The sequence below is a fragment of the Bacillus sp. BB081 genome (assembly GCF_008368895.1).
GTDB classification, from domain to species: Bacteria; Bacillota; Bacilli; order Bacillales; family Bacillaceae_G; genus Bacillus_A; species Bacillus_A wiedmannii.
In genome coordinates this window covers 17576-33556 of record NZ_QOZX01000036.1, presented here as the reverse complement: position 1 = coordinate 33556, position 15981 = coordinate 17576, and the positions used below count along the sequence as shown (strand labels likewise).

The window sequence follows — 15981 nt, the reverse complement described above, 5'->3', positions numbered from 1 at the left end:
TTATAAAGTAACCTCTGAACGTATTATATTATTGTTTTTTCTTGACAGACATAAAAATGATTTATTTGTCTTGTTGATAATTAGTAAACAATGTTATAAAATGTTTGTGTATATATAAACTTATTTTATTTTTGTTTGGTTTTATTGGGTGTGTAGGGAATGTTAATGACAATAAAATAATGGGTATATCACCTGCAAAAAGACTGGAACTAATACGGAAAGGATGCGTTTGTTAAAAAATTAAAAAAGTAAGCATTGTTAGCTCTTGAAGAAAAATGACTAAAAAAGTTACAAGCATATGGAGAACAGGTTTATATAAAAAAGTCCTAAAGGGGGATGGAATTATGGAACAAAGAAAGTATTTGGTAACACCTCAAGATCGAATGAATTATTTATTAGGTCTTTATTCTGCAGACCAACAAATTAATGTAGTTCTTTATTTTCCTGTAGGTATATCAAAGGAAATACTTGAAGAATCAGTAAGGATAACGTTACAATTGCAGCCAGTTTTGAACAGCCGGTTTGTAGAAAATGATATTCCTTACTGGGAGGAACATTCATCTGGCACTAACTCATCCATTTGCCTTTTTGCAGAAGGAAATAATCAAGAACTTGAAATAATGGCAATGGATTTTATTAAGGAACCTGGTGATCGTATTCAGGGACCTATGGTTCAAACGAAATTATTACGGGGCACTACAACAGATATGTTAGTTGTGAAATTATCTCATCTATGTTCAGATGGTGCAGGAGTCAAGGAATATATTAAATTACTTGGAACAATATATACTCACCTTTCATGGGGGCGATCTAAGAATCAAATTATAAAGGAATTTGGTGAGGGAAATGAGAGGTGTCGAGATCAATCACATGTATTCAAATATGCTGGAGTATCGGACATAAAAAGTGCGTATCGTCCTAACAAAGAACAACAGGCATCGTTATGGTCTTTTCCATCTCAACCTAACAAAAATAAATTCCCCCAGATGTCCGTAAGGCGGTTGAGCCATGAGCAAACTTTACGTCTAACCCAATGGACAAAAGTACAACAGGCTACCTTGAATGATGTAATCATGACTGCATACTTCCGGGCTTTATCACATTTCACTGTGTATGCAGAACCTCGCACCGCAGAAAAAAGGATTGGTTTGACAATTGATTTACGTAGATATCTGCCTAATTATACAACTGGTGCTATTTGCAACTTATCTGGTATGGAAATGCCAGTGATTAAAATGGAAGACGATGAAACATTTAATCAGACTCTTGTTCGAGTTAAACAATCAATGGATAAAATAAAGTCTCAAAACCCAGGTCTTTCTTCAGCAGCAGGAATGGAGCTACTGGCAGAAATGAAGCTATCTACAGTGAAGGAAATGTATAATCAGCAATTCGAACGGGCTGTACAGATGGGGATGGCGTTGCCATTACTGACAAATTTGGGAGTGATCGCTGATGAACCGATTCAGTTTGGTGAAAATCAAGCTGAGGACGGGTATATGACATCACCTATTATGTATGCACCATTCTTTTCAATGGGAGCAAGCTCTTATAATGGAAGACTTACATTTACGATTGGTTATCACGCGCCGGATACATCAAAAGAAAAGGTAGAAGAATTTTTAGATAGTGTTGTGAATCAACTATCATAAATAAAAGAGAATACAGCGTAAAAATTGCTAATGTGGATGGTATTTTAGAGGCTCGTCTCATGTACGGCTAATCTTTGATCGCACCTATTTTTATGTTTTATATTTATAGAAAATCGTAGTGAGAAACAAAATGTATCGGTATAAAAGCACTAAAAAAGAGCTGATTTAAACTACACTTTGAATCAGCTCTTTTTATTATTTTTTTGAAATGTTTCATACATATTACTCATAATAGGAGTAATATGTATGCTCATCAACCCAAGATTTTAATATATCCTCAAAACCAAAATTTTATATCTCTACAGTTGCGAAATGAGAGGAAATTGCCAAACGGTTATATAAGAGATACGGTTGTATCCCGTTAGGGTAAAGCGGATTTTTAATTTTTTTGAAAATCGAGTTGACATTCTTTCTACTCAGTCATACAATGTAGTTGTAGTAAGTAATACTGAATAGTGTGGTTTTACTCAAAATCTATTCAGTAAAAATTCGCCTTAGTACTCTGTGATACTGAATATAAGTCAGACAGAATAGGGGGTAAAGGAGGATCAGGACATGGAAAATTTAACTGAAATGCTGAAAGGTTCACTGGAAGGGTGTGTGCTGGAAATCATTAGTCGCCGTGAAACGTATGGCTATGAGATTACCCGCCACCTGAATGATCTTGGGTTTACCGAAGTCGTAGAAGGGACGGTTTATACTATCCTCGTACGATTAGAAAAGAAAAAGCTTGTGAATATTGAAAAGAAACCATCAGATATGGGACCGCCTCGTAAGTTTTATTCATTAAATGAGGATGGCCGTCAGGAGCTTGAATTGTTTTGGGAAAAATGGGATTTTGTATCTTCAAAAATTAACGTCTTGAAGTCAAACTAGCCTCATAATATAAAATGTTCCGGCTCATATTTGGAGAGTTTCTAGTTCTGCTTTATAAAAAAGGAGGAAAATAAGATGTTAGAAATGTTTAAAAAATTAATTGGTGATAAAAAAGAGTACAAAATGATGATGGCACGTGTTGGAGCACTGCCAGAGGACTATCAGTTTGTGTTTAAGAAAATTCAAAACTACATGTGGAATTTCTCAGCGGGTAATGGAATGGATATGCTGCACATACAGTATGAGTTAATCGATTTGTTTGAAGCAGGTGCAGCGGAAGGCAGACAAGTGCTTGATATTACTGGGGAGGACGTGGCATCCTTTGCTGACGAACTAGTGGCAAACGCTAAAACGTATGTCTCCAAGTATCGTGAAGATTTGAATGAAAGTATTATGAAGAAATTGAGAAAAAAATAAATGCAATTAGTAATACCGACTGATTAGCTGGTTACAAATGTGAATTGCCGCCATCGCTATTCAGTTATATTTTTAAACCAGTACTAAGTAATACAGATTATCAGTGATACTAAATAGAGGGTGTAGGTAATCTAATTTAATAAGGGGGAAAAAGTATGAGCAATGCAGCGATTTCTATAAAAGGGTTAAAAAAATCTTTTAAAGATAAAGAAGTTTTAAAGGGAGTGGATTTTGAGGTGCAGCGTGGTGAAATTTTCGCGCTGCTAGGCTCAAATGGAGCTGGAAAGACGACAACGGTCAATATCCTTTCGACGTTAATGAAACAAGATGATGGTGAAGTGAGTATTTGCGGTTTTGACGTCCAGCGACAACCAGATCATGTTCGTCAAAGCATCAGTTTGACAGGACAGTTCGCAGCTTTAGACGGCATGCTTACTGGAAGGGAAAACTTGATAATGATCGCTAAGTTACGTGGTGTTTCCAATCCCGCACAAGTTGCTGATAATTTACTTGCAAGATTTAGCCTGACTGATGCGGCCAACCAGAGGGCAGACCAGTATTCAGGTGGGATGAAGCGCCGACTTGATATCGCGATGAGTTTGATTGGGGCGCCAGCAGTTATTTTTCTAGACGAACCAACGACTGGACTTGATCCGGAAGCGCGGATCGAAGTGTGGGATACAGTCAAGGAACTTGCCGGCAGCGGCACAACGATCTTACTTACGACTCAGTACTTGGAGGAAGCAGAACAACTGGCGGACCGTATCGCTATTTTGCATGGCGGAAAAATTATTACGACAGGTACTCTTACTGAACTGAAAGAGATGTTCCCGCCAGCAAAAGTAGAGTATATCGAGAAGCAGCCGACGTTGGAAGAAATTTTCCTTGCGATTATCGGTAAAAAGGAGGAGATGTAAATGAAAAGCAAAACAGGGGTATTACTAGGGCGCTTAATGCGTAATATTATGCGTAGTCCGGATACAATTATTACAGTAGCAATTACACCGATTATGATGATGTTATTGTTTGTTTACGTATTTGGCGGGGCTATAAAGACTGGAACGGATAACTACGTTAATTATTTATTGCCGGGAATTTTGTTAATGGCTATCGCATCCGGTGTGGCTTACACTTCTGTACGATTATTTACGGATGTAAAGAGTGGACTGATGGCACGTTTCATTACGATGCCTATTAAGCGCTCATCGATATTGTGGGCTCACGTTTTAACTTCTCTTGTTGCTAATGTACTTACTATCGTGGTGGTTATTCTTGTCGCGCTCTTAATGGGCTTTCGTTCTAGTGCAAATATGCTAGATTGGCTTGCGGTAGCGGGAATACTGGGTATGTTTACGTTAGCGCTAACATGGCTAGCTATCATTCCAGGGCTGAAAGCGAAGTCTATGGAAGGGGCGACAGCTTACTCGTACCCGCTAATTTTTCTTCCATTTATTAGCTCAGCCTTCGTACCTACCGAAACGATGCCAAAAATTGTTCGTGCGTTCGCTGAGAATCAGCCTGTAACTTCAATCGTGAATGCGATTCGCGCCCTATTATATGAAGGGACTGTTGGCAACGATATTTGGACTGCACTCGCTTGGTGCGTAGGTATCATGATCATCTCTTACTTTTTCGCTAGCAAAGCATTTAAACGTCAGTTAGGGTAAGTGAATTAAGTCATCCGAAATTATATATATTTGAAAAAGCACGGGAGGTTTTCCGTGCTTTTATTATTTATTGTGCTCTCATGGTAAAAAATATGGACAACTGGTAACGAATTAAACTCAATATTTTTGGGTTTAATTGATCACTGCTTATGGAGAATATAAACATAACCGCTCTTGTAAATCGTTTAATACTTCTTCAGGCATTTCTCTGATTATAATATTTTTCCCTAGGAAAAGTAGCCAATTTGTTATCTCTGTCACTTCATCGGAATTGTTAACATCGATAAATGTTTTTAAAATGGCTGTGGATTGGTAAGGGTTTGTATAAGATATTGAAACTTTGAAAGGGTGATATTTTTTGTACTGGACAATTGCTTTCGGACCAAGTTCAAGTACAAGGTTAATTGCTTCGTCCTTCTTACTGAGTTTTTCTAAAATCTTTTTCTTATTTAACCTCTTTTTTGTCGTGTACGGTTCGATATTGATGAGGTCATCGACAGGAAACAGCAGTTTCTTTTCTTCTTTTAAGTCAAACCCTTCAATGATCCAATGGCTTTTTTCTTGATAAAGGTGTAATAGATAAATTGGGTAAGACTTTATTTCCTCTTCTTCTTTGACGGTAATCAATAAATGTCTATCCAAAAGAAGGATTTGGATGAGCTTTTCTAACATAGGGTGGGGGAGGTCAGAAAGCTCAAGTAGATCGGGATTATGAGGGTTAGTCCCTTCAAAAAGCAAGAGTTGATTTAAAAGAACAAGGTCATCTTGCTGGGTTTCTGAGATGAGCCCTAGTAGTTTTTCGGCTAAAGACTGACGACTTTTTAGATAGGGAAGTTGTTGATTTCTTGTAGCCATAAAAGCAATAAAAAGAGCTTTCACTTCGTTATCAGTAAAGCGAACAACGGGCAGGATAGAATTATGCATAACAAAATATCCACCCGTTCTCCCAACTTCAGCGACAAGTGGCATTCCCATAGCTTCAATTTCTCTAATGTCTCTAATAGCTGTCGATCGTGATATGTTAAATTCTCGTATGATTTCAGTAATTGTAAAGTGGGAGCGATTGTTGATATACCGCATAATTGTATTAATCCGTTCAACTTTTTTCATTGGAGTCTCCTAAACAGTATCATTTTTTGACATGATTTAAAGTTATTATAAACTCATCAGATGAAAAGATAAATCGTTTGATTCATTTTAAAAAAAGGAAGGTATTGAATATGAAAAATTATACGATAGAAGAAAAAGATAGCTTTATTGTGTTAGGTATTGGAACTGAAATTAAGAGTGACTATACAGACTTTGCTGGGATCAATAAAGAAAAGGAAGACTTTTGGTCGGCTGTTAAAGAAGATGGAAGGCTGGATACTTTAAAAGCTCTAGCTACAAACGAATACATTTTTTCTGTGAGTGAAGCGGTGAATAACAAAATGATGTATTATGCCGGTGTCATGACAGAAGCACAAATAGAAGAAGCATCTAGAGTGATCCAGTTTCCGAAGGGAGAATACTTAGTAGTGAAAGGAGAAGACAAAACGGCTGAAGAGCTAAGTAATAAGCTGACTGGCATCGCCTTCGGTCAAGCTTTACGAGAAGCAACAGATTTTGCTTATGTTGGTGGACCGAATACAACGGTTGAGATGGGGCAGAGAGACGGTTTAGTATTTGGTGAAATGTGGATTCCAGTTGTTAGGAAGTAAAGTGATAAAAGGTACGAATATGGAAAGTAGAGGCTAACAATATTAAATTGTTGGCCTTTTTGACATAAATAAATTATTCATATGCTGCTACACATTATATTCTGATAAAATGGAATAAAAGGGAATTAATGTAAGGTGGTGGCAGGGTGAATAAAAAAAAGGATATTCGAGCTATTCATAGTAGTGTTTGTTTTTCTATTCCTTCATGTAAGCACATATACTAATGAAAAATTTAACGATAAATTTGGTTCCTTTACTTTCGTTGTTTTATTTCTTATCGTTTATATCAACGCTATATTTATAGAACGGTATTTTGATGATATACAAAAGTGGATTCGAAATATCACAATTTGTTTTGCTTTGTTAATAGTTGCTGTAGTGTCAATATGGATAGGTTATTTTTAAATCCTTACTTAAGAGAATGAGAAGTATGTGATTACGATCATATTACTTAGCTGCATCGCCTTATATTAATCTTTTCTCTCCTTAATCATGATAAAATGTACAATAGGAAATTTTATGTAACATAAAGGGGGAAGGGTTATGGTCAGCTTTAGTACTTTGTTAGCCTTTGCAATTGTTTCGCTTAGCATGGTTTGTTCACCAGGGCCTAATATGATTTATCTCATTTCTCGTTCCATTACGCAAGGGCGTATGGCAGGATTTATTTCTCTCTTGGGCATTATGCTCGGATTTGTAATTTATATAATCGCAACAATGTTCGGACTTACAGTTTTATTCCTTGCAGTACCCGCTGTCTACGAAGCAGTCAAGTGGGCAGGTGCTGCTTACTTGCTTTGGCTCGCCTGGAATTCGATAAAACCTGGTGCTACATCTATTATGGAACCTCGTACTATGTCTAATGAGCCACCACGAAAATTATTTCTGATGGGACTTATGACTAATCTTCTAAATCCAAAGATTGCTATTTTGTATGTGTCACTTTTACCTCAATTTGAAAATCCTGAAAAGGGATCGTTGCTTCTACAAGGTGCAATTTTAGGCCTTACGCAAATCACTGTTAGTTTTATAGTCAACCTTCTCATTGTGTTTACAGCAAGTAAAATTGCTACATGGTTTGGCGCACGCTCAACGTGGTTACGAGTGCAACGTTGGCTTATGGCAAGTGTCTTAACGGGTCTTGCTATACGTCTTGCTTTTGAACGTCGACAGTAATGTTATCTAAAAAATTAAAATTTTTTATTTTAGGGGTAGGATGAAAAGGGGGGAGTTCATTGCACAAAGTTATTTATGGAATATTAATTTTAATTTATACTTTGTATTCATTTTTGTAAGTGATGGAAGTGAAGTAAGGTTTATTATGCTGTTAACTATAGTACTTATCTTTTCTGTGGTTTTAGAAAAAGGAAATGCAAACAAAACGACTGATTAAAGGTCGTTTTGTTTGCATTTTTTTAATTGGATATTAAAGTCCAAATGTTTTAGGGATAGCACCGAATCGCCATCAAGCTTAAAGAACGATTTATCCCCAAACAATAAATACGAACAACATGCATAAAATTTTCGTTCTGGAGGTGGTATGAGATTTTGATTTGATGGAGATTTGACGCTACCCCTATAAAGGTATAGTTTTCGTACTTTCATATACAATCATGTCACTTAAGTAATGTGAGCGTCGCGGCTATTACATTGTCGACAAATGAACGTTGGGGGCGAGATTTCATCATAACCGTTAGACCGATTAACGCTACAATCAGTGCCTGTGCCAAAGACTTTGCATCTGTGTTGACTTCCAGCTCACCTGATTGGATACCTCGTTCGATCGTCTTCTGAAAAATGACGGCGAGGTACATTTGATGTTCTCTGGTCAAAATTTCAAATCTCTCATCATGAGGTGCTAATTCAACCATTGTATTGATACAAAAACAACCTTTACTAAGATCCCCTGCGTATTCTTCATTGACGACATCGGCAAAGAAAATAGAAAATGCCTCTTTTACAGAGGAGTGACTTTGAAGCCTATTTCGTATATCAGAGGCCCGAGACATTGTATACCTGCGAAGTGCGGCTTCAAACAATTCTTTCTTATCTCCAAAAGTCGAATAAATACTAGGGCGTTGAATGCCCATTCTAGAAGTAAGATCACTTAATGAGGTAGCCTCATATCCCTTCTCCCAAAATAACTGCATTGCTGCATCTAAAACTTGATCCTCATCAAATTCACGAGTTCTTGCCATTAAGAATTCTCCTCCTCAAACTTTGATTTTATTAATTGTTTTAGGATAGGTGTGTAGGTAATTACAATTGTTGTTTTTATTACCAAACAGTATGTAATTATTATATAATTAGCCATTCTTCCTGTCAAATCAAGCTCCATTCATTTAATGCAATATTAACTTTAGTGCAAAAAAATCGTTGACATCATGAATAAGGCTAAGTTATATTTACCAATAACATATCGTACCGAACGGTATGTTATTGGTAAAAATCTAATGTATTGGAGGTTAAGGTATGTGCAATACAGAGACAAATATAGAAGATGAGCCATTCTACACTAAGATAAGTCATAAATCTTCCATAACAAAACCTAATTTGAATCAACAGCCATCCATGTCTCACGCTTTGGCATTATTGTTTGCGACTGCCTGTGGAATGTCTGTTGCCAATATTTACTTTGCACAGCCGTTGCTTGATCAACTATCTAATGAGTTTAGTATTAACCATTCCATTATTGGTGTTGTTATTACCGTTACACAAATTTTTTATGGAGTGGGCTTACTACTACTCGTACCGCTTGGAGATTTGCTAAACCAGCGACGTCTAATTGTCGGTCAGATGCTATTATCTACAACAGCTCTGGTTATAGTTGGTACTGCTTCTTCCAGTATGGTACTTTTCGCAGGTATGGCTTTGGTGGGTCTGCTTGCAGTTGTGACACAGACTCTCGTGGCGTTTGCAGCGACCATCGCTTCCCCTACAGAAAGAGGACGTGTCGTTGGCATTGTAACAAGTGGAATTGTTATTGGTATACTTCTTGCACGTACTTTTGCTGGTATATTAACAGATGTTGTGGGATGGCGTTCTGTATATCTATTTTCTGCTGCGCTCATGCTTTTGCTGGTTTTTATGTTTATAAAGATGTTGCCCAATGTTGAGCGCGAGGTAAAATCGCTATCCTACCTTCAGTTGATTAGATCGGTGCTTACTTTATTTATTCAAGAACGAACGTTACGCGTTCGCTCCGTTCTAGCCATGCTGATTTTTGCTGATTTCAGCATTTTGTGGACTTCACTAGTACTGCCACTTAGTACACCGCCAATTGCTCTATCTCATAGTGCAATTGGTGCATTCGGTCTTGTAGGTGTGGCTGGAGCCTTAGCTGCGGCACGGGCAGGGAAATTGGCCGATCAAGGTTACGGACAACGAACGACAGGCATTGCTTTAGCTCTATTATTGATTTCATGGTTGTTCATCAGCTATATGGAGCAGTCATTAATCGCATTAGTGATAGGGATAATTCTACTTGATTTGGCCGTACAAGCAATACATGTTACGAATCAAACCATGATTCTTCCATTGCATACAGAAGCACGGAGTCGACTTACTGCTGGATATATGGTTTTTTATTCTATCGGCAGTGCTGGTGGTTCAATTGCTTCGACTCAAATATACGCACACTTTGGTTGGGGAGGGGTTTCCTTACTCGGAGCCTCTGTCAGTGCTTTCGCTCTTCTTTTTTGGGCTATGACCAGACGAGTTAAGATTTTATGAAATAAACGTGTGTTAGCCAATATGAGAAACATGTTACTTCCATAAAGGAAATGATTAATTTTTTTGACTTAAAATCTAATTAGACTAGGAGAGATAACAAATGGAAATAGGTATTACGTCTTTTGTAGAAACGAAACCAGATGTTCATAGTGGTGAAGTGATAAGTCACGCACAGCGATTGCGTGAAGTTGTTGAAGAAATCGTTCTTGCTGATCAAGTAGGACTTGATGTGTTTGGTGTTGGTGAGCACCATAGGGAGGATTATGCAGCATCCTCTCCAGCGATGGTTCTATCAGCGGCGGCACCACAAACAAAAAAGATACGGCTTGCGAGTGCAGTAACCGTGCTTTCTTCAGCTGATCCTGTGCGTGTTTTTCAGGATTTCTCTACACTGGATGGCATTTCAAATGGACGTGCAGAGATTATGGCGGGGCGTGGTTCCTTTATCGAATCTTTTCCACTGTTTGGTTATGAATTGAAGGACTATGATGAACTGTTTGAAGAACATTTGGACCTACTGCTCAAAATACGTCAGTCCGAAAAAGTGACTTGGGAAGGCAGACATCGACCGGCAATCAATAATTTAGGTGTGTATCCAAGACCTGTTCAACATCCTTTACCGATATGGGTTGGTAGCGGTGGGAATCAGGAATCTGCTATCCGTGCCGGTTTTCTGGGATTACCACTTATGCTGGCGATTATTGGTGGTAGCCCAATGCATTTTGCACGAATTGTACAACTATATAAGAAAGCGGCGGCTCACGCTGGTCATGATGTATCAAAACTTCAGGTGGGGTCTCATTCGATTGGATTTGTTGGAGAGAATACAGAATTGGCAGCAGATACATTTTTCCCTTCCACTCAGGCAGGCATGAATAAACTTGGTAAAGAGCGGGGGTGGCCTTATTATGATCGTTCCAGCTTTGATACTGCACGAAGTTTTGAAGGGGCGTTGTATGTTGGTGATCCAGATACAGTCGCCGAAAAAATCATCCATCTTCGTAAGCATGTAGGGATTACACGCTTTATGATGTATGTACCATTAAGTACCATGCCACATGATCAAGTCATGCGTGCCATAGAATTGCTTGGAACAGAAGTTGCCCCTCGTGTAAGAGAGGAAATTGCCAAATGGGAAGCTGAAGGAGAACAGGAGACACATCTATTCCGCTAATTATTCGATAAGGATTGCATCAAGTCTCATTATTTAACTGGAGGAATTTATATGAAAATTGACAGTCGAGTATTACCAGAATTAAAACAGGCTTTCTCACAATTTCCAGGCTTTCAATTAGAGGGGGATTTAGAGTCGAGTCGAAGTCTCTTGTCGAATCCACATTTGGAAAAATCAGAGCTTGTAAACATGACCAAGCGAATGATTCCTGGCGCAGCCGGCGAGATGTTAGTTAAAATTTACGAACCCGTTGAGAAGAATCTTGATAAACTTCCAGCTATGCTGTGGATTCACGGTGGTGGATACGTAATGGGCCACCCTGATATGGACGATGTTTTGTGTGAACGCTTTGTTCAGACTGCTGAATGCGTTGTTGTGTCTGTCGATTATCGACTTGCGCCCGAACATCCTTATCCGGCGGCTATTGAAGATTGTTATGCAGGCTTGGTTTGGATGACAAATGAGGCAGACTCGCTTGGAATTGATGTGAATCGAGTTGCGATTGCCGGTGCAAGTGGAGGCGGTGGACTAACAGCAGCGCTTGCATTAATGACTCGTGATAAAGGAGGTCCATCTATTATTTTTCAGATGCCGCTGTATCCGATGCTTGATAGCCACAACATAACACCATCAAGCTATGAGATTATAGAAGACAATGCAACATGGAATAGATCAAACAATTTAACGGCTTGGAATATGTACTTGGGAAAGAAGAACGATACTAACGAACCATCTCCCTATGCCGTACCTTCGAGAGCAGACAACTTAGCAGGACTACCGCCAACTTATACATGTGTAGGTCAACTCGATTTATTCCGAGATGAAATTATTGAATATGTAACACGACTTGCACAAGCAGGAGTAGATGTTGAATTTCATCTCTACCCCGGCTGCTTCCATTGCTTTGAAGTACTTGTGCCTGAAGCCGAAGTGAGTCAGCGTGCCAGTCAGAATTATTTTGATGCGATGGCACGGGCGCTTCATCCATAACTTATCTTAGTTCATTCATCGGGTGTTCAACTGAAGGCATGAGTGATAGCTCTAAATTTATTCGATGAGTAGAGATTACAGAAAGAAGTACAAATAGTGCCACCATATACTTTAAATTTTGCCCCTTACTCATTGATTAAAAACAGGAAATACTTCAAAGGTGGAATAGTTAACCAAGGTTTCAAAATAGTGTGCTAGCAATTCAACTTTTTTACTGCAGTTACAATGATAAGCACAATCAACACTTTGGAGCGTTTTTTTCATAAGTCGAGTTACTTTTTTAATCGCATTCATACTAAACAGCAGCAGGAAAGGGCGCCAATTGAACATTGGCACCGTTTATAAGAAGCGATAGACTGCATCCTTAGCTGGATCTTCATTTCAAGCTCGGAAAAAATAGAATTAAGTTCTTTTGGTAGTTGATGATATTGGTTGTTTTGAGCTATTGTAGTTAAGGCACCTCTTCTGTGGTAGTGATTTCTAGGTAATCTCACTATACCAAGGATCGAGGTGTTTTTCATTTTACTCAAGTTGTACAGTACACAATTGATAGACTCTAAATTCAATATAGCTAAATCTCCCTGCTTATTTTATAGGTGCGAAAGTTGAGTTATTTAATTCCCATCTTAATGAAGAATTATTGAAATATATTTCTCCATTTGAAAGTGATAGCTATCGAACTATTGGATTAGCTATAAGAAAACCAACCTCATTCGCGACTAAGAAATTTTCTGAGATTACTAAAAGGTGGGTATCATTTGAATTGATTTAATTTTTCCGAAATCTGAGTTATTTAAACTGATAGGGTTCTTCTTGAACGGAGCAGATTAGTTCAAGAAGCAATGAGAAAAAGTTATATATTATGTGTTAATGTAGAACTATAATATAAAAAAATCAAGAGGTAATTATATAGTAATATATAAATTACACGACGGAACACCCTAATAACTTTGACTAATTACTAAACCTATATGAATCTTTATGGTGGAATTCACTTAAATTAACAAGTAATGATTTGGAACGAATGTGCAATCAAAGTTGATACGCCATTTACGCATTTGATGAAAAATAATTAGTGGATATGGGACGTGTTATTTTAGATGCTGTAATTACTGGAGTAGTTTGGGGAATATGTGTTCTACCAATCTATCTGTCCGAAGGAATCGCCGCCATGTACAAATAGCGCTGGGCAATTGAATCATTTTTCCGCTGGATTTAGCTGAATTTGAACGTTTCCGTATTGTTTGGCACAACATCCAATGCGTTGTTCAATCAGTTATTCACAGCTATAATTGCCTATGCTTTGCTGAAATTTCTTCGTGCACAAGGCCAAAAGACAAAATAAATGCTTGTCATTTGCAGGTTTCACACGCCTGTTTCTTTGTGAAGTCTTGTCAATTGAGTGGCAAATTAGTTTGAAAGAAACACTTGAATTCTACAGGTCGATAAATCAAGAAACTGTATTACTTTGGCTAATCAACATACGTGTTAATTTATAGTATAATGATTGCTTGAAATAATGCGGTGGAAAACAGGGAAAACAGGGAAAAGAGGGAACCGATGCCTACTATACTAGTTGCTGACGACGATGCGAACATTCGCGAACTCGTCTGTTTATTTCTACGCAACGACGGATTCGCAACAGCTGAAGCAGCGGATGGCAAGGAAGCACTGGCCGTCTACATCTCAACGAATGTCGATCTTGTCGTACTTGACATTATGATGCCGATTATGGATGGTTGGACGTTAAGCAAGGAGCTCCGAAGAGCCAATCCTGATCTACCTTTACTTATGCTGACTGCGAGAGGAGAAACATGGGAGAAAGTGAAAGGTTTCGAACTTGGGACGGACGATTATTTAACCAAACCATTCGATCCGTTAGAGTTGACGGTTCGTGTTAGGGCACTACTCAAACGATACAAGATTGGCTCCACGCAGACGATTCATTTAGGGAACGTCATCCTTGATCGACAGACCTATAAGGTGATGAAAGGGACGGAGTCGCTTACGTTGCCGCTAAAGGAGTTCGAATTGCTGTATAAGCTCGCTGGAACACCCGGACAAGTCTATACGCGCGTGCAGTTGATCGATCAGATTTGGGGTATCGATTACGCCGGAGATGATCGAACGGTAGACGTACATATTAAACGGCTGCGTGAACGGTTCGCGACAACACCCGATTTTCGGATCGAAACGGTGCGCGGGCTTGGGTATCGGCTTGAGGTTTATGAATGATCAGATCCTTATATATACGTGTTGTCCTGACATTTTTAGTCTCCATCATCGGGGGCACGACCATTTCTTTTTTTGTGTCAACTTGGATATTCGAAGATAAATTGAACGAAAACGCTCAAATCAACTCACGTAACTTTGGCCAAGACATCGTCCGGATTTACAAGACCTTTCCGTTACGTGAAGCGGACTTGTTCGTAAGTGAAATGAAGCAGCTCGATTCTTATTATATTCGAATTTACGAAGCAACGGGTCAGTTCAAGTCTTACGGTAAACTTCACGGACACAAACCTGCGCCTGTGACGATGGAGCAACTAAAGAAAGTATTAGATGGAGGTGTTGTTCAGGACACTCCTAATGGTATTGCCACGGTCCTCTTAGGGTTGCCGTTGAAAACGGAGATGGGAACGAAAGCGATATTTTTGGAAGCGCTCGCCCCTCCTTCAGCCTCTTTTGTCACAAAGTGGGCATTGGTCTTTGCAACATGTTCGTTGATTGCAGGAAGCTTATTGATTCTAGTTGCCTCTGTATTCCTGGTAAGACCGATAAAAAAGCTGACAAAAGCGACCAGGCGGATAGCATCTGGAGATTTCAACGTCAAGTTGAATATTAAGCAAACGAGTGAGCTGGGTACTTTGGCTCGCAGCTTCGAAGAAATGATGCACGATCTGCAGCAACTTGAGCAGATGCGCAGGGAATTCGTAACGAACGTGTCGCACGAGGTTCAGTCTCCGCTCACTTCGATATCCGGTTATGCTCTAGTGCTTAAGCAAGTTGACCTCTCAGAATACGAACGAAGCCGTTATCTTGATATTATCATCGCTGAAGCGAAAAGGATGTCCAAAATGAGCGATAACCTGCTAAAGCTGAGTTTTCTTGAATCGCAGTCAAAGCAACTGCGGCTCGTCACGCTCAGCCTCGATGAACAAATCCGACGGATAATTGTGGCGCTCCAGCCACAATGGTCTGCTCGCGATATACATTTCGAGCTTGATTTACAGACAGTTAAAGTAACGGCTGATCATGATCTGTTAAATCAGGTATGGACGAATATCCTCAGAAATAGCATCAAATTTTCCGAGGATGCCGGCGTGATTAACGTAAGCATCAAACAAGATATCAAAAACGTGACAATCCTAATATCCGACACTGGTATTGGTATTCACCTTGACGACCAGAAGCGTATATTCGAGCGTTTTTTTAAGGCCGATCGTTCCCACAGTCGTAAGTATGACGGAAGTGGTATGGGACTCGCTATCGTTAAACAAATCGTGTCGCTTCATCAAGGTGACATCCGAGTGAAAAGTGAACTTGGTCAAGGAACGACCTTCATTGTCACCTTGCCAATCACTACACCAACAGATTAGTTAGATTCATTCTCTATGCTACGATTCATATGCAAGCTTACTTGCATATGAATCGTAGCATTTTTTTTGCAGTTCATATTCAGTTCATATTGTCGTCATGGTGAGTACATCTTCATTGGTTAAGTTTTCATTACAGGCACATGAAGGAAGGCAAACAGATCAGGACAGGAGAAG

General features: G+C 39.0%; 15 protein-coding genes and 2 pseudogenes. 15 read left to right on the top strand and 2 right to left on the bottom strand.

The window, feature by feature from the left end; genetic code table 11:
• Positions 1–344: 344 nt before the first annotated feature.
• The 5 genes from DN394_RS16640 to DN394_RS16620 all read left to right on the top strand — a co-directional run bounded on the left by DN394_RS16640 (position 345) and on the right by DN394_RS16620 (position 4612).
• Complete coding sequence (locus DN394_RS16640) at positions 345–1652, top strand: condensation domain-containing protein (RefSeq protein ID WP_149293985.1); 1308 nt, start codon at positions 345–347, stop codon at positions 1650–1652.
• Positions 1653–2207: 555 nt separating this feature from the next.
• Positions 2208–2528: a PadR family transcriptional regulator gene (locus tag DN394_RS16635; RefSeq protein ID WP_000429485.1), complete on the top strand. Its 321-nt coding sequence runs from the start codon at positions 2208–2210 to the stop codon at positions 2526–2528.
• Positions 2529–2603: 75 nt separating this feature from the next.
• The gene (locus tag DN394_RS16630) at positions 2604–2945 is read left to right on the top strand and encodes a DUF1048 domain-containing protein (RefSeq protein ID WP_000891990.1); all 342 of its coding nucleotides are present in this window, start codon (positions 2604–2606) and stop codon (positions 2943–2945) included.
• 155 nt (positions 2946–3100) lie between these two features.
• On the top strand, positions 3101–3862 hold the full coding sequence (locus DN394_RS16625) for an ABC transporter ATP-binding protein (RefSeq protein WP_046954684.1): 762 nt from the start codon (positions 3101–3103) through the stop codon (positions 3860–3862).
• Positions 3863–4612 (top strand): ABC transporter permease, encoded by a 750-nt coding sequence (locus DN394_RS16620; protein WP_000837803.1) that lies wholly within the window; start codon positions 3863–3865, stop codon positions 4610–4612. It abuts the gene before it with no gap.
• A 147-nt stretch (positions 4613–4759) separates the two neighbouring features.
• Here the strand turns inward: DN394_RS16620 and DN394_RS16615 are convergent, their stop codons facing one another.
• Positions 4760–5722: a helix-turn-helix transcriptional regulator gene (locus DN394_RS16615; protein ID WP_149293984.1), complete on the bottom strand. Its 963-nt coding sequence runs from the start codon at positions 5720–5722 to the stop codon at positions 4760–4762.
• A gap of 110 nt (positions 5723–5832) precedes the next feature.
• Here DN394_RS16615 and DN394_RS16610 point away from each other — a divergent pair, with 110 nt between their 5' ends.
• The 3 genes from DN394_RS16610 to DN394_RS16600 all read left to right on the top strand — a co-directional run bounded on the left by DN394_RS16610 (position 5833) and on the right by DN394_RS16600 (position 7488).
• Positions 5833–6312, top strand: a complete 480-nt coding sequence (locus DN394_RS16610) for a GyrI-like domain-containing protein (RefSeq protein ID WP_149293983.1) — start codon at positions 5833–5835, stop codon at positions 6310–6312.
• A 150-nt stretch (positions 6313–6462) separates the two neighbouring features.
• A complete protein-coding gene (locus DN394_RS16605) occupies positions 6463–6717 on the top strand; it encodes a DUF3963 domain-containing protein (RefSeq protein WP_149293994.1) in 255 nt (84 codons plus the stop codon).
• 138 nt (positions 6718–6855) lie between these two features.
• Positions 6856–7488 (top strand): LysE family translocator, encoded by a 633-nt coding sequence (locus DN394_RS16600; protein ID WP_149293982.1) that lies wholly within the window; start codon positions 6856–6858, stop codon positions 7486–7488.
• Positions 7489–7928: 440 nt separating this feature from the next.
• Here the strand turns inward: DN394_RS16600 and DN394_RS16595 are convergent, their stop codons facing one another.
• Entirely contained in the window at positions 7929–8510 is a 582-nt protein-coding gene (locus DN394_RS16595) for a TetR/AcrR family transcriptional regulator (protein ID WP_149293981.1), read from the bottom strand.
• Positions 8511–8784: 274 nt separating this feature from the next.
• On the opposite strand from DN394_RS16595, the gene DN394_RS16590 reads away from it, so the two are divergent.
• The 7 genes and pseudogenes from DN394_RS16590 to DN394_RS16560 all read left to right on the top strand — a co-directional run bounded on the left by DN394_RS16590 (position 8785) and on the right by DN394_RS16560 (position 15807).
• Positions 8785–10044, top strand: a complete 1260-nt coding sequence (locus DN394_RS16590; RefSeq protein ID WP_149293980.1) for an MFS transporter — start codon at positions 8785–8787, stop codon at positions 10042–10044.
• A gap of 100 nt (positions 10045–10144) precedes the next feature.
• Positions 10145–11218 carry an LLM class flavin-dependent oxidoreductase gene (locus DN394_RS16585; protein ID WP_000402360.1) on the top strand — a complete coding sequence of 358 codons (1074 nt, stop codon included), beginning with the start codon at positions 10145–10147 and terminating at the stop codon, positions 11216–11218.
• Between the two features lie 51 nt (positions 11219–11269).
• Positions 11270–12208 (top strand): alpha/beta hydrolase, encoded by a 939-nt coding sequence (locus DN394_RS16580; RefSeq protein WP_149293979.1) that lies wholly within the window; start codon positions 11270–11272, stop codon positions 12206–12208.
• A gap of 655 nt (positions 12209–12863) precedes the next feature.
• A pseudogene (locus DN394_RS29475) lies at positions 12864–12980 on the top strand (LysR family transcriptional regulator); the annotation flags it as partial.
• A gap of 147 nt (positions 12981–13127) precedes the next feature.
• Positions 13128–13373, top strand: a pseudogene (locus tag DN394_RS29470) (GNAT family N-acetyltransferase); the annotation flags it as partial.
• 395 nt (positions 13374–13768) lie between these two features.
• The gene (locus tag DN394_RS16565; protein WP_001142154.1) at positions 13769–14443 is read left to right on the top strand and encodes a response regulator transcription factor; all 675 of its coding nucleotides are present in this window, start codon (positions 13769–13771) and stop codon (positions 14441–14443) included.
• On the top strand, positions 14440–15807 hold the full coding sequence (locus tag DN394_RS16560) for a sensor histidine kinase (RefSeq protein WP_000621315.1): 1368 nt from the start codon (positions 14440–14442) through the stop codon (positions 15805–15807). The genes DN394_RS16565 and DN394_RS16560 overlap by 4 nt, the downstream gene beginning before the upstream one ends.
• Positions 15808–15981: the final 174 nt, after the last annotated feature.